At 67.0% G+C, this 21,456-nt stretch carries 19 protein-coding genes; 11 read left to right on the top strand and 8 right to left on the bottom strand.

Going from position 1 to position 21,456, the window contains the following annotated elements:
* Nucleotides 1–30: 30 nt before the first annotated feature.
* The 7 genes from KB874_RS06615 to KB874_RS06585 all read left to right on the top strand — a co-directional run bounded on the left by KB874_RS06615 (nucleotide 31) and on the right by KB874_RS06585 (nucleotide 8,485).
* Nucleotides 31–1,095, top strand: coding sequence for an AbrB family transcriptional regulator (locus KB874_RS06615; RefSeq protein ID WP_249200296.1), 1,065 nt, complete (start codon nucleotides 31–33; stop codon nucleotides 1,093–1,095).
* Nucleotides 1,096–1,279: 184 nt separating this feature from the next.
* Nucleotides 1,280–2,320, top strand: coding sequence for a type 2 periplasmic-binding domain-containing protein (locus tag KB874_RS06610; protein ID WP_212535869.1), 1,041 nt, complete (start codon nucleotides 1,280–1,282; stop codon nucleotides 2,318–2,320).
* Nucleotides 2,321–2,398: 78 nt separating this feature from the next.
* Entirely contained in the window at nucleotides 2,399–4,405 is a 2,007-nt protein-coding gene (locus KB874_RS06605; RefSeq protein ID WP_212535757.1) for a tripartite tricarboxylate transporter permease, read from the top strand.
* A gap of 16 nt (nucleotides 4,406–4,421) precedes the next feature.
* Entirely contained in the window at nucleotides 4,422–5,522 is a 1,101-nt protein-coding gene (locus KB874_RS06600; protein ID WP_212535756.1) for a 4-oxalomesaconate tautomerase, read from the top strand.
* A 69-nt stretch (nucleotides 5,523–5,591) separates the two neighbouring features.
* A complete protein-coding gene (locus KB874_RS06595) occupies nucleotides 5,592–5,798 on the top strand; it encodes a hypothetical protein (RefSeq protein ID WP_212535755.1) in 207 nt (68 codons plus the stop codon).
* A gap of 18 nt (nucleotides 5,799–5,816) precedes the next feature.
* Nucleotides 5,817–7,499: a thiamine pyrophosphate-binding protein gene (locus KB874_RS06590; RefSeq protein WP_212535754.1), complete on the top strand. Its 1,683-nt coding sequence runs from the start codon at nucleotides 5,817–5,819 to the stop codon at nucleotides 7,497–7,499.
* Nucleotides 7,496–8,485, top strand: a complete 990-nt coding sequence (locus tag KB874_RS06585; protein ID WP_212535753.1) for an NAD(P)-dependent oxidoreductase — start codon at nucleotides 7,496–7,498, stop codon at nucleotides 8,483–8,485. The genes KB874_RS06590 and KB874_RS06585 overlap by 4 nt, the downstream gene beginning before the upstream one ends.
* Here KB874_RS06585 and KB874_RS06580 read toward each other — a convergent pair.
* Complete coding sequence (locus KB874_RS06580; protein WP_212535752.1) at nucleotides 8,451–9,392, bottom strand: LysR family transcriptional regulator; 942 nt, start codon at nucleotides 9,390–9,392, stop codon at nucleotides 8,451–8,453. The genes KB874_RS06585 and KB874_RS06580 overlap by 35 nt on opposite strands.
* 62 nt (nucleotides 9,393–9,454) lie before the next feature.
* Between KB874_RS06580 and KB874_RS06575 the strand changes: the two genes are divergently transcribed.
* The 4 genes from KB874_RS06575 to KB874_RS06560 all read left to right on the top strand — a co-directional run bounded on the left by KB874_RS06575 (nucleotide 9,455) and on the right by KB874_RS06560 (nucleotide 13,366).
* Entirely contained in the window at nucleotides 9,455–10,216 is a 762-nt protein-coding gene (locus KB874_RS06575) for a sulfite exporter TauE/SafE family protein (protein ID WP_212535751.1), read from the top strand.
* 64 nt (nucleotides 10,217–10,280) lie between these two features.
* Nucleotides 10,281–11,441, top strand: a complete 1,161-nt coding sequence (locus tag KB874_RS06570) for an acyl-CoA dehydrogenase family protein (protein WP_212535750.1) — start codon at nucleotides 10,281–10,283, stop codon at nucleotides 11,439–11,441.
* A complete protein-coding gene (locus tag KB874_RS06565) occupies nucleotides 11,441–12,535 on the top strand; it encodes a CaiB/BaiF CoA transferase family protein (protein WP_212535749.1) in 1,095 nt (364 codons plus the stop codon). The genes KB874_RS06570 and KB874_RS06565 overlap by 1 nt, the downstream gene beginning before the upstream one ends.
* Nucleotides 12,536–13,366: an HTD2 family dehydratase gene (locus tag KB874_RS06560; protein ID WP_212535748.1), complete on the top strand. Its 831-nt coding sequence runs from the start codon at nucleotides 12,536–12,538 to the stop codon at nucleotides 13,364–13,366.
* 12 nt (nucleotides 13,367–13,378) lie between these two features.
* Here KB874_RS06560 and KB874_RS06555 read toward each other — a convergent pair whose 3' ends face one another.
* Genes KB874_RS06555 through KB874_RS06525 form a run of 7 tightly spaced genes read right to left on the bottom strand, consistent with a single transcriptional unit; the run spans nucleotide 13,379 to nucleotide 21,432 of the window.
* Entirely contained in the window at nucleotides 13,379–14,935 is a 1,557-nt protein-coding gene (locus tag KB874_RS06555; RefSeq protein ID WP_212535747.1) for a flotillin family protein, read from the bottom strand.
* A 19-nt stretch (nucleotides 14,936–14,954) separates the two neighbouring features.
* Nucleotides 14,955–16,430, bottom strand: a complete 1,476-nt coding sequence (locus tag KB874_RS06550; protein WP_212535746.1) for an aldehyde dehydrogenase family protein — start codon at nucleotides 16,428–16,430, stop codon at nucleotides 14,955–14,957.
* 13 nt (nucleotides 16,431–16,443) lie between these two features.
* Nucleotides 16,444–17,649: an ABC transporter ATP-binding protein gene (locus KB874_RS06545; RefSeq protein ID WP_212535745.1), complete on the bottom strand. Its 1,206-nt coding sequence runs from the start codon at nucleotides 17,647–17,649 to the stop codon at nucleotides 16,444–16,446.
* Nucleotides 17,642–18,379 carry an ABC transporter ATP-binding protein gene (locus KB874_RS06540; protein WP_212535744.1) on the bottom strand — a complete coding sequence of 246 codons (738 nt, stop codon included), beginning with the start codon at nucleotides 18,377–18,379 and terminating at the stop codon, nucleotides 17,642–17,644. Before KB874_RS06540 ends, KB874_RS06545 begins: the two co-directional genes overlap by 8 nt.
* The gene (locus tag KB874_RS06535) at nucleotides 18,376–19,311 is read right to left on the bottom strand and encodes a branched-chain amino acid ABC transporter permease (protein ID WP_212535743.1); all 936 of its coding nucleotides are present in this window, start codon (nucleotides 19,309–19,311) and stop codon (nucleotides 18,376–18,378) included. The genes KB874_RS06540 and KB874_RS06535 overlap by 4 nt, the downstream gene beginning before the upstream one ends.
* Nucleotides 19,308–20,174: a branched-chain amino acid ABC transporter permease gene (locus tag KB874_RS06530; RefSeq protein ID WP_212535742.1), complete on the bottom strand. Its 867-nt coding sequence runs from the start codon at nucleotides 20,172–20,174 to the stop codon at nucleotides 19,308–19,310. Before KB874_RS06530 ends, KB874_RS06535 begins: the two co-directional genes overlap by 4 nt.
* Before the next feature lie 55 nt (nucleotides 20,175–20,229).
* Nucleotides 20,230–21,432 (bottom strand): amino acid ABC transporter substrate-binding protein, encoded by a 1,203-nt coding sequence (locus tag KB874_RS06525; protein ID WP_249200295.1) that lies wholly within the window; start codon nucleotides 21,430–21,432, stop codon nucleotides 20,230–20,232.
* Between the last annotated feature and the right edge of the window lie 24 nt (nucleotides 21,433–21,456).

Genomic DNA, 21,456 nt, shown 5'->3' with positions numbered 1-21,456 from the left:
ACGTGGATACAAAAGCGTCAAGGCTCACCCATGCCCACTATCCTGATCCGTCGTGCCGGCACCGTGGCGCTCGCCCTTGCGGGCGTGGCAGTGTTCTGGGCGCTGTCGCTGCCTCTGCCCTTCCTGTTCGGGCCGATGTTCGCCTGCCTCGGCGCGGCACTTCTTGGCGCGCCGCTCAAGGGGCTGGGCGTGGTGTCGAAGGCGGCGCGCACGATCCTGGGCGTCGCGGTGGGCGCCTCGATTACGCCCGAAGTGCTGCACCAGCTGCCGCAGATGGCCGGGTCGGTTGCCTTTGTCCCGCTCTATATCCTCGCCATCGGGCTGGTTGGCGTGCCCTTCTTCCACAAAGTCTGCGGTTTCGACCGCCCGACCGCCTATTTCGCAGCCATGCCCGGCGGGTTGCAGGACATGGTCCTGTTCGGACAGGAAGCCGGGGCGGATGTGCGCGCCCTCTCGCTGATCCACGCGACGCGGGTCCTGGTGATCGTGACCATCGTTCCGATCATGCTGATCTGGGTCTTCGACAGCCCGTTGTCGCAACCCATCGGCGCGCCCGCGTCCGAATTGCCGGCGTGGGAACTGGCGCTGATGGCCGTGGCCGCCATCGGTGGATGGAAGGTGGGCGAGCGTGTCGGCCTGTTCGGCGCAGGCATCATCGGGCCGATGATCGTCACCGCCATCCTGTCGCTGTCCGGCGTGATCGAGCATCGCCCCCCGGCCGAGGCGATCCTTGCCGCGCAATACTTCATCGGGATCGGCATCGGCGTCGGCTATGTCGGCGTGACCCTTTACGAACTCAGGCGCGATGTGCTCGCCGGGATGCTTTACGTCGTGATCCTGGCCATTCTCGCCTTCATCGTGACCGAGATCGTGGTGATCCTGGGGCTTGCCTCGCCCATCGAGGGCTTCCTGTCCTTCGCACCGGGTGGTCAGGCCGAGATGACGGTCCTGGCCATCGTCGCGGGCGCCGACCTGGGTTTCGTCGTGGTCCACCACCTCGTGCGGCTGATGCTGGTGATCCTCGGCGCGCCCATCGCCGCGTCGATGTTGGGGCTACGGGGGCGCAAATCCGTGCAATCACCGCCTCAAAAGTGAAAATTTCTAATTCATGCATTCGCACAATGCATTTGATTTATGCAAAAACCCTTGTCATTTTGACGCAGGAGGCCGGCATCGAACCGGCCCGCGAGTGTCGCGGCCACAATCGCGACTGGAAACGCAAGGGAGGAATACCGTGCACAGCACCAATCTCGTCGCCGCCATCGCGGCCGGCGCCATCATGGCCGTTTCGGCACAGGCCGCCAGCGCGCAGTCCTATGAAGGCAAAACCATCGAGTACGTGATTCCGTTCTCGGAATCCGGCGGCTCGGCCAAGTGGGCCAACTTCTTCGCGCCGCTGCTGGGCCAGGCCCTGCCGGGCGCGCCCACCGTCGTCGTGCGCTATCGCCCCGGTGCGGGCTCGACCGAAGGCGCCAACTGGTTCCAGGGAAACCAGGATCAGGGCGACGGCACGCTGATCTTCGGCGATTCCGGCTCGACCAAGTTCCCCTACCTGCTGGGCGACCCGCGCGTGCGCTACGAATATGCCGAATGGCAGCCGGTGCTCGCCTCGGCGACCGGCGGTGTCGTCTATCTGCCCGGCGACCTGGGCGCGAAGTTCGACGGCGACATGGATGACCTGAAGGAAGAGTTCTACCTCTATGGCAGCCAGGGCGCCACGACGCTGGACCTCGTCCCGCTGCTGGCGTTCAAGATGCTCGGCCTCAAGGTCGATCCCGTCTTTGGCGTCGAAGGGCGTGGCGACGGCCGCCTGATGTTCGAGCGCGGCGAAGCCAACATCGACTACCAGACCTCTTCGGCCTACATCGCCAACGTGCAGCCGCTGGTCGACCAGGGTCTGGCCGTTCCGATCTTTTCCTGGGGCGCGCTGGACGACAACGGCGTGATCGTCCGTGACCCGACCTTCCCGGACATGCCGACCTTCAAGGAAGTCTGCGAGGCGACCGAAGGCTGCGAGACCTCGGGCATTGCATGGGATGCATGGAAGGCGTTCTTCGTCGCGGGCTTCGCGAACCAGAAGACGATCTTCCTGCCGAAATCCTCGCCGCAGGAAGTCGTCGACGTTTACGTCGCGGCTCTCGAGGCCGTGGTCAGCAGGGACGGCTTCATCGCCGAGGCGGATGCGGTGCTGGGCGCCTATCCGCAGCTGGTCGGCGCGGCCGCCGTCGAGGCGACCAACCAGGCGACAAAGATCGCACCCGAGGCCAAGCAATATGTCCTCGACTGGCTGAAGGCGGATTACGGCATCTCGATCGAGTAAGCCGCCATCCGGCCCGATACCGCCCCGCCCGGACCCACCGGGCGGGGTTTTGTGCCCGCCTGACCGAAGGATTCCACGATGTTCGCGCAAGTCCTGCCCGAGCTGGCATCGGCGTTTTCGATGATCTTCCAGCCGATGCAGTTGATGTACCTGATGGGCGGCGTGTTGCTGGGCCTGTCGATCGGGGTTCTGCCGGGCCTGGGCGGCATCGCCGGGCTCGCCCTGCTGCTGCCCTTCATGTATGGCATGGAGCCGGTTTCGGGCCTTGCCCTGATGGTCGGCCTGATCGCCGTGATCCCGACATCCGACACGTTTTCCTCTGTCCTGCTGGGCATTCCCGGCTCGTCCGCCAGCCAGGCGACGGTGCTGGACGGCTTTCCCCTGTCGCAACAGGGTCACGCGGCGCGGGCGCTGTCGGCGGCCTTCGTCTCGTCCCTGTTCGGAGGGCTTTTCGGCGCGGCGGTGCTCACCGCCTTTATCCTGATCGCGCGGCCGCTGATCCTGGCCTTCGGCCTGCCCGAGATGCTGATGATCACCATCCTCGGCATGTCGATGGTGGCGATCCTCGCCGGGCGCGTGCCGCTCAAGGGCGTGGTGGCCGCCGGTCTGGGGATCATGCTGGGCACCATCGGCTCGGCCCCCGCGGGCGGCAGCCTGCGGATGTCGACCTACGATTTCCCCTATCTCGTCGACGGCTTCCAGCTGGTGATCGTGGGCCTCGGCATCTACGCCATCCCGGAACTGGTTTCGCTGCTGCGGCAGGATCGCCCGATCGCCGAGGGCGGCAAGCTGGGCGACGGCTGGGGTCAGGGCCTGCGCGACTGGTGGCAGCACAAGTGGCTGTCACTGCGCTGCGCGACGATCGGCGTGATCGTCGGCGTCATACCCGGCTTGGGCGGCTCGGTGGTCGACTGGCTGGCCTATGGCTCGGCCGTGCAGACCGCCAAGGACAAGTCGCAATTCGGCTCGGGCGACATCCGGGGCGTCATCGCGCCGGAAAGCTCGAACAACGCCAAGGAGGGCGGCGGGCTGGTTCCGACGCTGATCTTCGGCATCCCCGGGTCGGGCAGCATGGCGATCTTCCTGGGCGGGCTTGCGCTGCTGAACATGACGCCGGGCCCGCAGATGGTGCGCAACAACCTGGACATCACCTATACCATCGTCTGGTCGCTGGCGCTGGCCAACGTGTTCGGCGCTGGCCTGTGCATCCTGCTGTCCAAGCACATCGCCAAAATGACGACGATCCGCTTTACCATCATCGCGCCCTACCTGTTCATGATCATCGCCTTCGCCGCCTTCCAGTCGCGGCAATCGGCGCTGGACCTGGCGGCGCTGGTGGGGATCGGGATCATCGGCATCCTGCTGCGCCGCTTCGACTATTCGCGCCCGGCCTTCCTGATCGGCTTCGTGTTGAGCAACCAGACGGAGATCTTCGTCAACCAGGCCTTCCAGATCGCCGCCGCGCGGTTCCGCCGCTCGGCAGAGGCAGGCTGGGATTACCTCCTGTCGCCGATCTCGGTCACGCTGCTGATACTTACGGTCGTCTCGGTCGTGGTGGGCATCAAGGCGTCCAAGAACATCCGCGAGAACATCGACGCCCCCACCGGGGGCAAGACCGCCCCCTTCATCTTCCTCGGCGTGGCGACCCTGTATCTGCTTGTGTCCACCTGGGACGCGTGGATGGTCGGCCGCTTGCAGGACCGCGTCTTTCCGCTGACAATCGGTCTGGTGACGCTGGCTGGCGCGCTGGCGCTGCTGGCGCGGATGGCGCTGCGGCCCGCCACCGATGATGTGTTCATCGACCTTGAGACCGGGGGAGAGGGGCAGGCACCGCATGGGCTGTGGTCGACGCTGGGATGGTTCATTGGCCTTCTCGTGCTGACCTTCACCTTTGGCCTGTTCATCGCGATGACGATCTTCCTGATGGCCTTCTTCCGGACGCGCGGCCGTTTCGGCTGGGCAAGGTCGGTCTTTGCCACCGCCATCGGGATCGGCTTCATCACCGGGCTCGCCGCCGTTCTCGGGCGCGACCTGCCGCCCGGCTACCTGCAAACGCTGGCCGACCTGCCCTGGCCCCTGACCTGACCTACCGGAAAGAACCATGACCCAAACCGCTATTCCCTACCTGTTCCTGCGCGGCGGCACCTCGCGCGGGCCGTATTTCCGGAGCAGCGACCTGCCCGAGGATCGCGACACCCTGTCCGAGGTCCTGATGGCCGTTTGCGGTTCGGGCCATCCGCTCAACATCGATGGGATCGGCGGCGGCAACGCGGTGACAACCAAGGTCGCCATGCTGTCGAAATCGGAACGCGCGGATTGCGACGTGGACTATTTCTTTGCCCAATGCGCGGTGGACAAGCGCGAGGTCGATTACCGGCCCACCTGCGGCAACATCATGGTGGGCGTCGCCCCCGCCGCAATCGAGATGGGGCTGGTCCCGGTGCAGGACGGCAAGACCACGGTGCGCATCCACGCGGTCAACACCGGGGCCGTCGTGGAATCGGTCGTCCAGACGCCGGGCGGGCGCGTCCGATATGACGGCGACGCAGAGATCCCCGGTGTGCCGGGCAGCGCCGCGCCGATCCGCATGGGCTTCATGGAAACCGTGGGCGCTGCCACTGGCAAGCTGCTGCCCACGGGCAACCTGCGCGACGTGATCGACGGAATCGAGGTGACGATCGTGGACGTGGCCATGCCCGTCATGTTCGCCCGCGCCGACGCCTTTGGCATGACCGGCTACGAAACCCAGCAGGAACTGGACGAGAACAAGGACCTTTACGCGCGGATGGAACCGATCCGCCTGAAGGCGGGCGAGTTGATGGGGCTGGGCGACGTGTCTCAGTCGGTCATTCCCAAGATCACGCTGCTGTCCGCTCCGCGCAACGGCGGAACGATCAATGCGCGCTACTTCATGCCGTGGTCCTGCCACCCATCGATGGCGGTCACCGGCGCGCAATGCATCGCCGCCTGCTCGATCCTTCCCGGCACCGTGGCCGAACCCTTTGCCGAAGGGGTCGCCGGGCGCGGCGCGCCGCTGACCGTGGGCGTGGAACACGCCTCTGGCACGTTCGACGTGGTCATGGATTTCACCCGAACCAAGGGCGGAATAGACATCCGCTCGGCCGGGCTGGTGCGCACCGCCCGGTTGGTCGCACGGGGCGAGGTCATGGTGCCCTCCGCGGTCTGGCCGGGCAAGGCATGAACAGTCTTCCGGGAATCGCCGAAATCGGTATACCGCGGCATACAGCAAGCCCCTGACGCGAGACATGCCATGACCCTCGACCCGATCGACCGCGCAGCACATGCGCTGCGCGCCTGCCTTGACGATGTCCGTGACGAGATCACCGGCTATCCCGGCCCGATCGCGGGCTGCGACGCCCAGTTCAATGCACTGCTCGACAGCCGCCGCCGGCTGGAACGGGCGCTGTCCGAACTCTCGCAGCCCGAATTCATCCCGACCCCGCGCCAACCCGCCTGAGAAAGGATCCCGCCGCCCATGCCGACCCATGTCTTCGAGACCCTCGCCGATGTCTTCGCCGCCGAGGGAGCAGATACCTGCTTTGCCCTGCTGGGCGATGCGAACATGGCCTGGGCGGCGGCGCTGGCAGAGCGCGGCGTGGGCATGGTCTATGTCCGGCACGAACATTGCGCCGTGGCGGCTGCGACGGCCTGGGCGCGCAAGACGGGCAAGCCCGGCATCGCCACCGTCACCTGTGGCCCCGGGCTGACGCAGATTCTGACCGCGCTGCCCGCCGCTGTCCGCGCCCGCATCCCGTTGGTGATCTTCGCCGGCGAATCTCCGCTGGGCACGTCCTGGTATAATCAGGCGATCGACCAGGCCCCCTTCATCACCGCGACCGGTGCGCGCTATCGCCCGCTGCACCACGTCCCGCGCATGGCCGAGGCGATCCGCGATGCCTTTGTCGAGGCGCAGGAGGATCGCGTTCCGGTGGTGCTGGGCGTGCCCTTCGACCTTCAAGCGCAGGTGCCTGTGAATCCGCTGGCCCTACCCGTGCCATCCGCCGAAATCCTGCCGCGCCCTTCGCGGAACCCGCCCAACCCCGACGACCTCGCACAGGCCGCCAACCGGATTGGGCAGGCGAAACGGATCGTCGTCATGGCCGGTCTTGGCGCGGCGGAAAGCGGCGCGGCCGATGCCTGCCGCGCACTGGCTGACCGGTTGGGCGCGCTGTTGACCACGACCCTGCCCGCGCGCGGCCTGTTCCACGGCCATCCTTTCCATGTTGGCATCGCCGGGGGCTTTTCGTCGTCCCTCGCACGGGCCTGCTTTGCCGAGGCCGATCTGGTGATCTCGGTCGGCGCGCAGCTGACGCAGCACAACATGGACAAGGGCAAGCTGTTCCCCAAGGCCGAGATCCTGCGTATCGACACGCATCCCCGCGCCCTGTCGCAGGGCATGGTCCATGCGCGGCATCACCTGCGCGGCGACGCCCGCCTGACGGTCGAGGCGCTGGCTGCGCGCATCGCTCCGAAGCCCGGCTGGCGGACGGATTCCTTGGCCAAGGCGATCAAGGAAACCCCCTTCGACACCGCCGACTTTCCGGCAGAACCCGGCCTGCACGACCCCCGCGACGTGGTCACGGCACTGGACGCCGCTCTGCCCGGTGGCTGGCAAATGGTGAATTCCTCGGGCCATTGCTCTTTCTACTTCGCGCACATGGACCGGCCCTTTGACCGTTTCCTGACGATCCGCGAATTCGGCGCCATCGGCAACGGCATTTCCTACGCGATGGGCGTTGCCGCCGCGCGCCCCGGCGAGACAGTGGTGCTGTTCGACGGCGACGGGTCCCTGCTGATGCACGTGCAGGAGCTGGAGACGATCCGCCGCCACGGCATGAACATCCTGATCTGCGCGCTGAACGACGGCGCCTATGGATCGGAAATCCACAAACTGCGCGACGATGGATTGCCGGACACCGGCGCGGTCTTTGGCCATACCGACCTCGCCGCCATCGCGCGCGGCTTTGGTGTGCAGGGCGAGCGGGTCACAGACCTGTCCACCCTGCCCGACCTCGTCGCGCGCTTCGCACAAACCGGCGGCGCGGCGGTCTGGGATTTCCCGATCTCGGACAAGGTCGCATCCCCCGTCATCCGCCGCGCCCATCCCAAGGGCCATGTCGGCACCGAACGCCCCGTATCCCTGGAGGACTTGCTGTGAAGGTTCACATTCTCGACGATTGGTATGACGTGCTGCGCGGTCTGCCCAGTTTTGCAATGCTGGACGAGCACGACGTGACGGTCTGGACCGACCGCGCCCCCGACGACGCCACGCTGGCGGCACGACTGGCCGATGCCGACGCGGTGGTTCTGTTCCGTGATCGGACGCCGATCACCGCCGCGCTGGCGGGCCAGATGAACGGCCCGAAACTGATCGCCATGCGCGGCCAGCACAACCACGTCGACCATGATGCATTGACGCGGGCGGGAATCCTGTTCTGCTCGCACATGGCCGTTGATGGCCCCTCGACCTCGACCGCCGAGCTGACCTTTGGTCTGGTTATCGCCGCCATGCGCTATCTGCCGGAACAGATCGCCTCGGCCCGGGCGGGCCAGTGGCAGGCGGCGGCGCCGTTGGGGCGCAACGTGGGCGGCAAAACCCTGGGCCTTTATGGCCATGGCAAGATCGCCGGCGCCGTGGCCGGCTTTGCCCGCGCCTTTGGCATGGAGGTGCAATACTGGGGCAGCGACAAGGGCCGCGACCGTGCCCGCGCCGCCGGAGAGACCGTGCCCGAAAGCCGCGAGGCGTTCTTTGCCACCTCGGACGTGGTCAGCATCCACAAGCGCCTGTCGCCCGACACGAAGGGAGAGATCACGCGCGCCGACCTGATGGCGATGAAACCGGACTCGATCCTGGTGAACACCTCGCGGTCCGGGCTGGTGGAAAAGGGCGCGATCCTGGCCGCACTGGAGGCCGGAACGCTGGGACGCGCCGCGCTGGACGTGTTCGACGTGGAACCCCTGACCGACGCGAGTGACCCGCTGCTGTCGCATCCCCAGGTGATCCCGACGCCGCATGTGGGTTTCGTCACCGCCGAGGAACTGGACCGCCAGTTCACCGACATCTACGCGCTGGTCAACGCCTTCGCGACAGGTGCGCCGCAGCACATGGTCAACCCCGAGGCCTGGACCGGGGATCGGAGCTGACCGCCAGGTGACGCGGAAAATTCTCCAGCATCTCGGTCTCGATCCGGTGCAGCAAAACGGCGGCGTCGTCCGAGATCGGCACGCCCCGGCGCGACACGACGCCCAGCTTGCGTTGCAGACGAACGCCCTCGAATGGGACCGACACCAGCGGCACCGGCGCCATGGCCAGGGCGGATTCCGGCAGGATGGTCAGCGCCATGCCGCTGGCCACCAACCGCATGGCGACCGTCGCGCTCTGCACCTCGAACTGCCAGCGCAGCCGGTCACGCATCTGGCCAAAGGCGATGTCCAGCAACTGCCGGTTCTTGGACTGGCTGGAGATTCGCACCATGGGCAGCGCCTCGACATCCTCCAGCGTGACGGAACGGCGCGCGGCCAGCGGATGGTCGTGGCGCATGAACAGGCGGTAATCCTCGTCCGCCAGCGGACGGATGCGCAGGTCGGACAACTCGGCCGAGACGATGGTCAGACCGAATTCCGCGCGCCCCGACCGGACCGCCTCGACAATGCGCGAAACAGGAATGTCCAGCAGGTCGAAGGCGATGTCGGGCCGATCCACCTGCAAGGCGCCCAGAACCGGCGGCAGGAACCCGTTGGCGATGGTCGGCAGGCAGGCGAAGGCAAAGCGCCGCGCCTGCGCCTTGCCGCCCGCGCGCGCGGCCTCGTAGGTGTCCTGCAACGCCTTCAGCAGGCGCCGCGCCTCGGGCAGCAGGTTCTGCCCGGCCGGTGTCAGCGACACCTCGCGGCTGGACCGGATCAGCAGCGCCGCGCCCAGGTCCTCCTCGATCTTGCGCAGCCGGTGGCTGAGCGCCGCCTGGCTGAGGCTCAGCACCTCGGCCGCGCGCTGGAAGGACCCCGTGTCGGCGATGGCGACAAAGGCTTCGAGGCCAAGGTAATCCACGCGCATCGTCGCCGCTCCTGTCTCGGGGTCGGGCGCAGGCTACGCACAATACCGGCGGGGGCAAGAGCATGAGCGGTCTGGAATGGCTGATGCCCGAGGGCATGAGCACGGCGGTTTTCCTCGCACTCCTGGGATCGAGTTTCATCGCCTCGCTGATTACCGTCGCCTTTGGCATCGGCGGCGGCGGCCTGCTGCTGGCGATCATGGCGGTGCTGGTGCCGCCCGCCGCGCTGATCCCGACGCATGGGGTGATCCAGATCGGCTCGAACCTGGGCCGCGCGCTGATCACCTTCCGGCATATCTTCTGGCCCGCGCTGCCCGCCTTCACCGTGGGCTCGGTGATCGGCGCGGCGCTGGGCGGCGCGCTGGTGGTGAACCTGCCGCCCGAATGGGTGCAGATCGGCGTTGGTGGTTTCGTGCTATGGTCGGTACTGGGCAGACCGCCCCGCCAAGTGCGCGACTGGCCCGGCATCGTCGGCGCGATCTCGACCTTCCTGACCATGTTCTTCGGCGCGACGGGGCTGTTCGTGGCAACCTATACCAAGTCGCAGGATCTGCCCCGCCATGCCCATGTCGCCACCCATGCCGCGCTGATGACGGTGCAGCACGGGCTCAAGACCATCGCCTTTGGCCTGCTGGGCTTTGCCTTTTCGCATTGGTGGGGCTTTGTCGCGGCGATGATCGCGGCGGGGTTTGTCGGCACGCTGGTCGGCAAGCTGTTCCTGAACCGGATGGACGACACGAAATTCCGGTTTGCGCTGAACACCGTGCTGATCCTGCTGTCGCTGCGGCTGATCTGGGGTGGGCTCTCGCAACTGATGGCGGGCTGACCGGCCCGGAATTGCACCCGCCGATACGGCGGCGTATCCGGAAGCAGAAAAAGAGGGGACCGCGATGAACTTTCTCGAAGACGACTACCAGGACATCCGCGAGGGCGTGCGCGCGCTCTGCGCGACCTTCCCGCCCGAGTATCACCGCAAGATCGACGCGGAACGCAGCTATCCCGAGGACTTCGTCGATGCGCTGACGCGCGAGGGCTGGATGGCCGCCCTGATCCCCGAGGAATACGGCGGGTCCGGCCTTGGCCTGACCGAGGCATCGGTCATCATGGAGGAAATCAACCGCGCGGGCGGCAATTCCGGCGCCTGTCACGGCCAGATGTACAACATGAACACTCTGGTCCAGCATGGGTCCGAGGCACAACGTAGCCGCATCCTGCCGAAACTGGCCAGCGGCGAGTTGCGCCTTCAGTCGATGGGCGTGACGGAACCGACCACTGGCACCGACACGACGCAGCTCAAGACGACCGCCGTGAAAAAGGGCGACCGCTGGGTGATCAACGGCCAGAAGGTCTGGATCAGCCGCGTGCAGCATTCCGACCTGATGATCCTGCTCGCCCGCACCACCCCCCTGTCGGAGGTAAAGAAGAAGTCCGAGGGCCTGTCGATCTTCCTCGTCGACGTGAAACAGGCGATGGCCAAGGGCATGACCGTCCGGCCCATCGCCAACATGGTCAACCACGAGACGAACGAGCTGTTCTTCGACGAGCTGGAACTGCCCGAGGATGCGCTGATCGGTGAAGAGGGCAAGGGGTTCAAATACATCCTGACCGGACTCAACGCCGAAAGGGCGCTGATCGCGGCGGAATGCATCGGCGATGGCTACTGGTTCACCGACAAGGTGACCGAGTATGTGAAGGAACGTAAGGTCTTTGGCCGGCCCATCGGCCAGAACCAGGGCGTGCAGTTCCCCATCGCCGAGGCTTTCATCGAGATCGAGGCGGCGAACCTGATGCGCTACAAGGCCTGCGCCCTTTTCGATGCGGGCAAGCCCTGCGGGTCCGAGGCGAACATGGCGAAACTCCTGGCCGCCAAGGCCAGCTGGGAGGCGGCGAATGCCTGCCTGCAATTCCACGGCGGTTTCGGCTTTGCCTGCGAATACGACGTGGAACGCAAGTTCCGCGAGACGCGGCTCTACCAGGTGGCGCCGATCTCGACCAACCTGATCCTCTCCTACGTGGCCGAGCACATCCTCGGCCTGCCCCGGTCCTTTTGATGCGCGCGCTCGAGGGTCTGACGGTTGTCGCGGTGGAACAGGCCGTGGCCGCGCCCTTTGCCTCGTCCCGGCTGGCGGATGCGGGCGCACGGGTCATCAAGGTGGAGCGCCCCGAGGGCGATTTCGCGCGGGGTTACGATGACGTCGCTGCGGGGCAGTCGAGCTACTTCGTCTGGCTGAACCGGGGCAAGGAGAGCGTGACGCTGGACCTGACCGGCGACGCGGGCAAGGCACGGCTGGAGTCACTTCTGGCCGGGGCCGACGTGCTGATCCAGAACCTGAAACCGGGCGCGCTGACAAAGCTGGGCTTTGCCATCGACCGGCTGAGGGCGGACTATCCGCGCCTCATTACCTGTTCCATCTCGGGCTATGGCGAGGATGGCCCGATGGCCGACCGCAAGGCCTATGACCTGCTGATTCAGGCGGAGTCGGGACTGTGTTCGATCACCGGCGGGCCAAGCGAGCCGGCCCGCGTGGGCGTGTCGCTGGTCGATATCGCCACGGGGGCCACGGCCCACGCCGCCATCCTCGAGGCGCTGATCCGCCGGGGTATCACCGGCGAGGGCGCCGAAATCTCGGTGTCGATGTTCGACGTCATGGCCGACTGGTTGACCGTGCCGCTGCTGAACCATGAGGGCGGGAAGAGCCCGAAACGTATCGGCCTCGCCCACCCGTCCATCGCGCCCTATGGCGTGTTCGAGACGGGTGACGGCCCGCCGGTCCTGATCTCGATCCAGTCGGACCGCGAATGGCGTGTGTTGTGCGAGCGCTTCATCGGGGATGCATCCCTTGGCACCGATCCGCGCCTTGCCACCAATGTCGCGCGGGTCTCGTACCGGGATTTCACCGACGGCATCGTGGCACAGGCTTTCGCCCGCCGCAGCAGCACCGAGGCAGTGGCGATCCTGTCCGAGGCCGACATCGCGCTGGCGATGGTCAACGACATGGGCGGGCTTTCGGCCCACCCTCACCTGCGCCGCGTCACGGTGAACAGCCCGAATGGCTCCGTCTCCTTCCCCGCGCCGGGCGCGCAGGTGAAGGGTGAGACGCGCCAATATGGCCCCGTGCCCGCCCTCAACCCGCTGGAGGAGTGAATGGACATCGACCACCTGCGCAGCTGGATCGGCACGATGCAGGAGGACAGCGAGACCCTGTCCCCCACAACGCTGCGCCAGTTCAACGCCACCTTCGACCGCCAGTCGAGCCATGCCGAAGGCGCGGTTGCACCGCTGCTGATCCACCTGTGCCTCGCACAACCAATCGCACCCATGTCAGCGCTGGGACGCGACGGGCATCCGGCGCTGGGGGGCTTCATGCCGCCGGTGCCGCTGCCGCGCCGGATGTGGGCCGGTGGGGAATTCACGTTTCTCGGCGATATCCGCGTTGGGCAAAAGGTGACGCGCCGTTCGACCGTGACCGATGTCCAGTTGAAACAGGGGCGCACCGGGGCGCTGTGTTTCGTGACCGTCGAACACGCGGTGACGGCGGATGGCCAGCCCGTGCTGACCGAGCGGCAGGATATCGTCTATCGCGACGTGGCCCCGGCCTCGGCGGGCAAGGCCGAGCCGCCACCCGCGCCGGAAGGCACGCATCGCCGCGTGATCGAGCCGACTTCGACGCTGCTGTTCCGCTATTCCGCGCTGACCTTCAACGGTCACCGCATCCACTACGACAAGCCCTTCTGCATCGAGACAGAGGGCTATCCCGGACTTGTCGTGCACGGGCCGATGCAGGCGACGATGCTGTGCCAGATGGCGGCCGACCTGCGCGGCGCGCGACCCGCGACTTTTTCCTTCCGCAGCCTGTCGCCGATCTTCGACGACGCGTATTTCACGCTGAACGCCAAGGATCGCGATGGCGCGCTGCACCTCTGGACGGCGCGTCAAGGCGGGCCGGTGGCGATGGAGGCCACCGCCACCTGGTAGGCCTCGCCGGGATCAGCCGCGCGGCTTTCCCTCGATATCCAGCGCGTCGAGATTGACACCCATGACCTCGCCCAGCCGCTTCATCGCGGGCAGGCTGACCGCCATGTCGAGGATCGCGTCGACGGTCTGATCGACCGGCGACGACGGCCCGGCGGCGCGTGACCCGTCGCGGCCCAGGCCAGTGACATGGTTGATCGAGATGCCCTTGATCTTCTCGGCGGGCTTGACCAGTTCGGCCACGATCGCGGGCAGCGCAGCCAGCCGCTGGCGCTCCATCTCCATCGCCGCCAGTTCGGTGGAACGGGTGTTCTCGGCGCGGATGCGCGCGGCCTCGCCGTCGGCCTCGGCCTCCTTGAAGATGCGCAGCGTCTCGGCCTCGCCACGCCTGATCTCGGACCGGGCCAGCGCCGCGACCTTGTCGCTTTCGGCACTGGCGCGGACGCGTAGCGCGGTCGCCTCTGCATCCTGCTCGGCGGCGACGAGGGCCAGTTGCTTGCGCCGGTCGGCCTCTGCCAGCTGGCGCATCGTGGCCAGCGCCTCTTCGGCCATGACCAGCACCTGCCGGGCCTCGGTCGCCTCGGCCTTTGCCCGGCTTTCCTCCTGGCTCTTGGCGGCGGTCAGGATCGTGCGGTCTTGCTCGGCGATCTCCAGCGTTCGGGACTGCGTGATTTCCGCCTCGCGGATCGCCTGTTCGCGGCTGATCGAAGCGGCCTGGATCGCGCGCTCCATTTCGATGCGGGCTTCGGCGGCATTGCGTTCGGCCTCGGCCTTGCGGCGGGCGACCTCGGTCAACTGCTGGGCCAGCAGCGTCTCGATCTCCTGGGTCTGGGCGATCTCGGCGCGGCGCTGCTCCAGCTCGATCTCCAGTGTGCGGCGGTTGGCCTCGACCTCGGCGCGGCGCACGCTGACCTGGCTTTCGCCCTCGATCTCGGCGCGTTCCTTCTTCGATTTCGCGATCACCTCGGCCAGCTTGCGCATGCCCACCGCGTTGAAGGCGTTGTTCTCGTCCAGCGCGTTGAACGGCGTCTGGTCCAGCGCGGTCAACGAGACACTGTCCAGTTGCAGTCCGTAGCGCGCCAGCGTGTCGGTCAGCGCCTCGCGCACCTCGCGGACAAAGGTGCTGCGGTTCTCGTGCAGCTCGTCCATCGTCATCTTGGCGGCGACGGCGCGCAGCGCGTCCACCATCATGCCGTCGATCAGCGCCTTGAGCTGATCGGCCTGGAAGGTCCGGCGGCCCAGCGTCTGCGCGGCGCGGGTGATGGCGTCGGGTTCCGGCATTACCGAGGCGTAGAATTCCGCGCCCACGTCGATCCGCATCCGGTCCTTGGTGATAAGGCTGTGCTCGCCCGAGCGCTGCACGTCCATGCGGATGGTCTGCATGTTCACGCGGCTGACCTCATGGAAATAGGGGATCGCCAGCGTGCCGCCGTCGATCACCACCTTGCGCCCGCCGATCCCGGTGCGCACCAGCGCAACCTCGTTCGTGGCGCGTTCGTAGAACCACGCGGCCAGCGCGATCGCGATGGCGGCGAGGACGACAAGCAGGATGATCCAGCCGAGAAACGTCATGGGGTTTTCCTTTCCTGCATCAGAAGACCGGCGGGAAATGCCGCCCGCCGCGGTCGAGCGTGATCCAGCGCAGCTCGGTGAAGGCATCCAGCGACCAGCGTCCGCCGTAGCGGCCCACGCCAGACGCCTTGACGCCGCCGAAGGGCACATGCGGCTCGTCGTTGATGTTCTGGCAATTGACGTGGCAGATGCCGGTTTCCAGCCGTCCCGCCATGCGCAGCGCGCGCGGCTCGTCCTTTGTCCAGACGGCGGCGGTCAGGCCGTATTCGGTGTCATTGTTCAGCGCGATGGCCTCTTCGTCGGTGCGGAAGGGCACCACGATCACCACCGGGCCGAATGTCTCGTCGTGCCAGATGTCCATGCTGGAATCGACGTTGGTCAGCACCGTGGGTTCCACGAAGTTCTCCCACGCGTTGCCGCCCAGCTCGACCCGCGCGCCCTTGGCCACGGCATCGTCGATCAGCGCCTTGACCCGCAGCGCCTGCCGCGTGTTGACGAGCGGGCCGATCACGTTGTCCTTGTCGCGAGTGTGCCCGGTCTTGAGCTTGCGCGCCCGGGCGAGGAATTTCTGCATGAAGGCGTCGTAGACAGCCTCGTGCACCAGCAGCTTTTCGGTCGACATGCAGACCTGCCCCTGGTGCATGAAACTGCCGAAGTTGGCGGCGCGGGCGGCGGCGTCGAGGTCTGCATCCTCGAGCACGATCATCGAGTCCTTGCCGCCCAGTTCGACGCAGGCTTTCTTGAGGTGCGCGCCTGCCTTGGCCGCGATGTGGCGGCCCACGGCGGTCGAACCGGTAAAGCTGATCGCCTTGACGCGCGGGTTCTCGATCATCTCGTCTCCCACCTCACCGACGCTCTCGCGCGAGCAGGTGACGACGTTGAAGACGCCCGGCGGGATCCCCGCCTCTTCGAGGATCTCGGCAAAGTAGAGCCCGCCGGCATAGGGCGTGTCCTCGGACGGCTTCAGCACCACGGTGTTGCCCACCGCCAGCGCGGCGGCAAAGCCGCGCGCGGTCAGGATGCCGGGCATGTTCCACGGGCTGATGACGCTGACCACGCCCAGCGGCCAGCGCGTCGCGGTCATGAACTTGCCGTGTTCCGAGGGCAGCACCTCGCCGATGTTCTGATAGCAAAGTGCGGCGGCGCTGCGGAACACCTCGGCGACGTATCCCGCCTCGAACATGCCCTTGCCGAACCAGCCGCCACCCTCCTGCACCGCCGCAGCGACAAACCGGTCGCGGTTGCGCTCCCAGGTGTCGGCGATCTTCAGCAGCGCATGCGCGCGGTCGTGGAAGGGGCGCTGCGACCAGTCGGGAAAGGCGGCCTGCGCGGCCTCGATGGCGCGGCGCATGTCAGAGCGCGAGCCATCCGGGATGCGGGCATACAGGCTGTTGTCCGAGGGGTTCAGGTCCTCGAAGGTGCGGGCGGCGGGCACCCAGTTGCCGCCGATGTAGAGGCCCTTGATGACGGGGGCGTTGGGGGCAGAATCGAGCATCGTCTGTCGCTCCTCACTTGCGGTGCGTGTCGGGCCGCCAGGCGCGGGCGCGCGCGGCGGCGTCCTCGATCTCGGCGAGGACGGATTTCAGCCGGTCCGAGCTGTCGGCGCGCGGGTCAGGCATGGGTTGGGCCGGCCTGCGGTCTTGCTGCGCGGGCCTGGGCGCGGGGCGCGGCGTGACGCCCGTTCCCACGCGGGCGCGGCTGCTTTCCGCGGCCTTCGCGACCAGGTCCGCGACCGAGCGACCCAGGATCGCATCGGCGGCGCTGGCGCGCGGCGGCAGGGGCGGGGCGGCGGGTTTAGGCGGCGGAGGCGGCGCGGGCGCGCGGGGACGCTCTGCCACCGGCTGCGGTTTCGGGGCGGGCTCGGACCGGGGCGCGCGGTTCGTCTGGAAGCCCGACATCGCGGCGGCGGCGATCTGCGCCGGGGACGGCCCGGCAGCGGGGCGCGGGGCGCTGGGGCGCGGCGCGGCGGGTTTCGCCACCATTGGGGCAGGTTTCGCAGCCCCCTTGCCACCCCCAAGGTAAGCCGCCTGCACCGCCGGGTCGCTGCGCAGCTTGGCGGCGCTGTCCTCGTGGATGATGCGGGTGTTCTCCAGCAGGTAGCCCCGGTCCGCGATTGCAAGGCTCGCCCGCGCGTTCTGTTCCACCAGAAGGATGCCGATGCCGGTGTCGCGCACGGCCTTGAGGCTCTGGAACAGCTCCTTCGACAAGAGCGGCGACAGGCCGAGCGAGGGTTCGTCCAGCGTCAGCAGCGCCGGGTTCGACATCATCGCCCGCCCGATCGCAACCATCTGCTGTTCACCACCCGACATGGTGCGCACCTGCTGGCCGCGCCGTTCGCCCAGCTTGGGGAACAGCGACAGCACGCGGTCGAGGTTGCCCGCCTCTTCCTCGCGAGCGCGTTCGGCATAGGCGCCCAGAAGCAGATTCTCCATCACGGTCAGATCGCCAAAGACGCCGCGCCCCTCGGGCACCAGCGCCACGCCCGCCTCGACGATGCGATGCGGCGGCAGGCCGACCAGTTCCTCTCCTTCAAGCGTGACGGAACCCGAGACGCGGCCCTCGCAGATACCGGAAATGGCCTTGAGCAGGGTCGACTTGCCCGCGCCGTTCGCGCCAAGGATCACGACGATCTCGCCGCGTTTCACCCGCAGCGAGGCGCCGTTCAGCGCCGGATGCTGGCCATAGGCGACGGACAGGTCGGAGACCTCAAGCATCGTCATCCCCCAGGTAGGCCCGGATCACTTCCGGGTCGGACAGCACCTCGGACACGCCACCCTCGGCGATCTTGGTCCCCGAGGCCATGACCACGCAGCGGTCGCAGAGCGAGCGGATGGCATCCATCACGTGTTCCACGAGGATCACCGTGCGCCCTTCGTCCCGCAGGCGGCGGATCAGGGCGATCCCCTCTTCAAGCTCGGTCGGGTTCAGACCCGCCAGCCATTCGTCCAGCAGCAGCACCTTGGGGTCGGAGGCCAAGCAGCGGGCGAGTTCGACCCGTTTCGTGTCGATATAGGTCAGCTGACCCACGCGCAGATGGCCGCGCCCGCCAAGACCCACGGATTCCAGCATCGCCTGTGCGTGAGTGTCGGCCTCGGCGCCCCAGCGGCGGCGATGACCGAACACCGCGCCTGCCTTGACGTTTTCCAGCACGGTCATCGAGGGCAGCAGACGCACCAACTGGAATGTCCGCGAAACGCCCCGCCGGGCGATGTCCTGCGCAGGCAGTTCAGTGATCGGCGTGCCGCGCAGGCTGATCGTGCCGGCGGTGGGCATCAGCGCGCCGGAAATCAGGTTCAACGTCGTCGACTTGCCCGACCCGTTCGGACCGATCAGGCCCAACACCTCGTGCTCGGCCACGTCGAAATCCATCCCGTTCACTGCCACAAGACCGCCAAAGCGCTTGGTCACGCCGCGCAGGCTCAGGACCGGGGACACCGCCCTCATGCCAGAGCCTCCCGTCCGGCGCGGGCGCGGATGTCGTCGATCAACCCGACAAAGCCGCGCGGCAGCAGGTAGACGATCACCAGGAAGGACAGGCCCAGAAGCAGCGTCGTCTGGTTCGGGAACGAGGCCGAAATCGCCTCCCAAAGCAGGGTGAAGGGGATCACGCCGACGATCGGCCCCCACAGCCGCCCGGTGCCGCCCAGCAGCGCCATGATGACGACCTGGAAGGACAGCATCGGCGTAAAGGCGAGGATCGGCTCGATATAGACATAGCGCGGCGCCAGGATCGCGCCGGTGATGGCCCCCACCGCGCCCGGCACCATGAACAGCAGGATCTTGGCGCGGGCGGTGCGGATGCCGGAATGGCGCGCCACCTCTTCGTCATCGCCGATGATGCGTAGCGCAAAGCCCAGCCGCGACCGCCCGATCAGCCAGCCGGTCAGGAAGACCAGTGCCGCAAGGCCGACCAACTGCCAGTAGATATGCGCCTCGGTGATCGAGGTCAGGACATAGATACCCTTCTGCCCGGTCCAGTTCTGCACCCAGGTGATGACCTGGCGGATGAACTCGGCCAGGCCCAGCGTGAAGATCACGAAATAGACCCCGCTCAGCCGCAGCGTGGTAAGGCCCACCAGCGCCGCCATCACCGCGCCGATCACGCCCGCGATCACCAGTAGCGACCAGTAGGGCAGATGCTCGATACCGTAGCCGACCACGTAGGCGCCGACGCCAAAGAAGGCCGCCGTGGCGAGCGAGATGTAATGCGTGGGGCCGGAAAACAGTGCCCAGCTTGTCGACAGCACCGTGTACATGGCGATGGTCACGCCTATGGTCAGCCAGTAGCCCGCGGTCAGGAAGGGCAGGCAGGCGGCCGCGGCCAGCGCCAGCGTGGCAAAGGTCAGGGTCTGCCAGTCCTTCGACGAAAGCCTCATGTCGTGCGTCTCCCGAAAAGGCCCTGCGGGCGCACCAGCAGGATGACGACGAACAGCAGGTAGGCCGCCGCCAGCGTCAGGCCGGGATCGATCACGCTGGCCACGAAGGTTTCCAGCAGGCCCAGCAGCAGCGCTGCGACGATGGTGCCGCGCACGTCACCCACGCCGCCCATGATGACGATGACCAGCGCCTTGAGCGTGAACAGGACGCCGGTCGAGGCATCCAGCGTCAGGAAGGTCGAGATCAGCGCGCCGCCCGACGCGGTGACGGCCCCGCCCAGCGCAAAGGCCAGCGCTGCCAGCCGCCGCACGTCGATGCCCACCAGCCGCGCGCTTTCGGGCGCGACGGCGATGGCGCGGATCGACATGCCCGCGCGCGACCGGGTCAACCACAGCCACAGCGCGCCGCAGATCACCACAGCCGCGAGGAACGCCGCGATTCGGTTCGCGCCATAGGTGTCGCCCAGCAGCGCAACCGGGAAAGACAGGTAGGAATAGCTGAAGTAGTCGCCGCCAAAGACCGCCAGCATGATGCCCACCGCGACAAACGACAGGCCGAAGGTGGTCAGGATGGCATCGACCTCAAGCTGGCCGCGCGACTTGGCGCGGGCGACCAGCGGCCGCAGGAACAGGACGTAGAGCAGCCAGTTGACCACGAACGCCACCGGCGCCACCAGGAACACGGTCAGCAGCGGGCTGACCTGGGCCGCGGTCCAGAACCAGAAGGCGGCAAAGCCGCCCGCAACCAGCATCTCGCCATTGGCCAGGTTCATGATCCGGGCCATGCCGTATTGCAGGTTCAGGCCCATGGCGATCAGCGCATAGGCCCCGCCCAGCAACAGCCCCGTGACGATCACGTCCATCCCGTTCTCCGATCAAGGGCCCCGGCGGCGGGTTGCGCCGCCGGGGTCGGTTGCATCAGTTCCAGCCCGCCTTGGGCAGGACCTCGACCGCGCCTTCGCGCCCGGTCGATGCGACACCCTTAAATACGCCGCCCTGCCACTGTCCCACGGTCCAGAAGCTGGTGTTGTTGTTGTTCTCGTCGAAATCCAGCGTGCCGATCACGGTTTCAAAGGCGTTGTCCTTGATGTGCTGGATGATCGCCGCGTTGTCGAAGCTGCCCACGGCCTCGATTGACTGTTCCAGCACCTGGAACGAGCTGTAGACCATTGCCGACGCCCAGAAGTCGGGCTTGGCGCCGGTCACCTGTTCGTGCCGAGCGGCGTATTCCTGAAAGGCCGCGCCATCGGCATAAACGCCGCCGATGCCCAGCACGCCCTCGGCCTGTGCGCCGAACCGGCCGACATAGCCCGGGAAGGCGGTGGCGACGGCGGTAAAGAACGCGCCAACCTGAAGATCCTCGACGATGGCCTGTTCGGTCAGCGCGAAGGTGTCCGGCGGATAGGACCATGCGATGAAGGCGTCAGGTGCTGCGGCCTTTGCGGCCTTCATCACCGGCGACAGGTCCTGGCTGCCCAGCGGATAGGAGCTTTCATAGACCAGTTCGAACCCGGCGGCCTCGAAGGCGGGCTTGGCCTGGCCCATCAGCTCAATGCCGAATGCGTCGGCCACGTTGACCATCGCCAGCTTGTTGCCGATGTCGCCACGGTCGCGCAGCGCGGTGAACGCCTCGACCACGCCGCCGACAATGCCCTGCGCGCCGCCCAGCGTGAAGAACACGTTGGGGAATTGCTGCGACAGTTCACCCGCCTTGTCGGTCGTCGCGGTCGAGGTGACCATCGGCAGGCCGAAGCGGTTGTAGATCGGCGCTGCGGCCAGGTTCAGGCCAGTGGAATAGGGCGGCAGAACGATCTGCGCGCCGTCCTGGTTCACAAGGCGCTGCACGGCCTGGATGGTCTGGCCGGGGTTGGTCTGGTCGTCATACTCGACGACTTCCAGCATGTATTTCGTGCCGCCCACGTCCAGCCCGCCCCGGGCATTGACGTCGTGCACCCAAAGCTGGACGTTCGGCCAGTAGGTGACGGTCGCGCCACCGGCCAGCGGCCCGGTCTTGGGCGCAACGGCCCCGACCTTGAGCGTCTCCTGCGCGGCGGCAGGCAGCGCCACGGCGGCGGCAACCGCAATAGCGGCGAGCGTCGTGAAGGTTCTGCGTTTCATCATGTCTTCCTCCCTGAAAGATCCTGT

The organism is Thetidibacter halocola, from assembly GCF_018224955.1.
Taxonomy (GTDB): Bacteria; Pseudomonadota; Alphaproteobacteria; order Rhodobacterales; family Rhodobacteraceae; genus Thetidibacter; species Thetidibacter halocola.
This window is presented reverse-complemented; position numbering and strand designations above follow the sequence as displayed.

Bases quoted from the DNA above. Each gene is read 5' to 3' on its own strand.
- KB874_RS06615 (WP_249200296.1), top strand. From the start codon at position 31: ATGCCCACTATCCTGATCCGTCGTGCCGGCACCGTGGCGCTCGCCCTT.
- KB874_RS06610 (WP_212535869.1), top strand. From the start codon at position 1,280: ATGGCCGTTTCGGCACAGGCCGCCAGCGCGCAGTCCTATGAAGGCAAA.
- KB874_RS06605 (WP_212535757.1), top strand. From the start codon at position 2,399: ATGTTCGCGCAAGTCCTGCCCGAGCTGGCATCGGCGTTTTCGATGATC.
- KB874_RS06600 (WP_212535756.1), top strand. From the start codon at position 4,422: ATGACCCAAACCGCTATTCCCTACCTGTTCCTGCGCGGCGGCACCTCG.
- KB874_RS06595 (WP_212535755.1), top strand. From the start codon at position 5,592: ATGACCCTCGACCCGATCGACCGCGCAGCACATGCGCTGCGCGCCTGC.
- KB874_RS06590 (WP_212535754.1), top strand. From the start codon at position 5,817: ATGCCGACCCATGTCTTCGAGACCCTCGCCGATGTCTTCGCCGCCGAG.
- KB874_RS06580 (WP_212535752.1), bottom strand. From the start codon at position 9,392: ATGCGCGTGGATTACCTTGGCCTCGAAGCCTTTGTCGCCATCGCCGAC.
- KB874_RS06575 (WP_212535751.1), top strand. From the start codon at position 9,455: ATGAGCGGTCTGGAATGGCTGATGCCCGAGGGCATGAGCACGGCGGTT.
- KB874_RS06570 (WP_212535750.1), top strand. From the start codon at position 10,281: ATGAACTTTCTCGAAGACGACTACCAGGACATCCGCGAGGGCGTGCGC.
- KB874_RS06565 (WP_212535749.1), top strand. From the start codon at position 11,441: ATGCGCGCGCTCGAGGGTCTGACGGTTGTCGCGGTGGAACAGGCCGTG.
- KB874_RS06560 (WP_212535748.1), top strand. From the start codon at position 12,536: ATGGACATCGACCACCTGCGCAGCTGGATCGGCACGATGCAGGAGGAC.
- KB874_RS06555 (WP_212535747.1), bottom strand. From the start codon at position 14,935: ATGACGTTTCTCGGCTGGATCATCCTGCTTGTCGTCCTCGCCGCCATC.
- KB874_RS06550 (WP_212535746.1), bottom strand. From the start codon at position 16,430: ATGCTCGATTCTGCCCCCAACGCCCCCGTCATCAAGGGCCTCTACATC.
- KB874_RS06545 (WP_212535745.1), bottom strand. From the start codon at position 17,649: ATGCTTGAGGTCTCCGACCTGTCCGTCGCCTATGGCCAGCATCCGGCG.
- KB874_RS06540 (WP_212535744.1), bottom strand. From the start codon at position 18,379: ATGAGGGCGGTGTCCCCGGTCCTGAGCCTGCGCGGCGTGACCAAGCGC.
- KB874_RS06535 (WP_212535743.1), bottom strand. From the start codon at position 19,311: ATGAGGCTTTCGTCGAAGGACTGGCAGACCCTGACCTTTGCCACGCTG.
- KB874_RS06530 (WP_212535742.1), bottom strand. From the start codon at position 20,174: ATGGACGTGATCGTCACGGGGCTGTTGCTGGGCGGGGCCTATGCGCTG.
- KB874_RS06525 (WP_249200295.1), bottom strand. From the start codon at position 21,432: ATGATGAAACGCAGAACCTTCACGACGCTCGCCGCTATTGCGGTTGCC.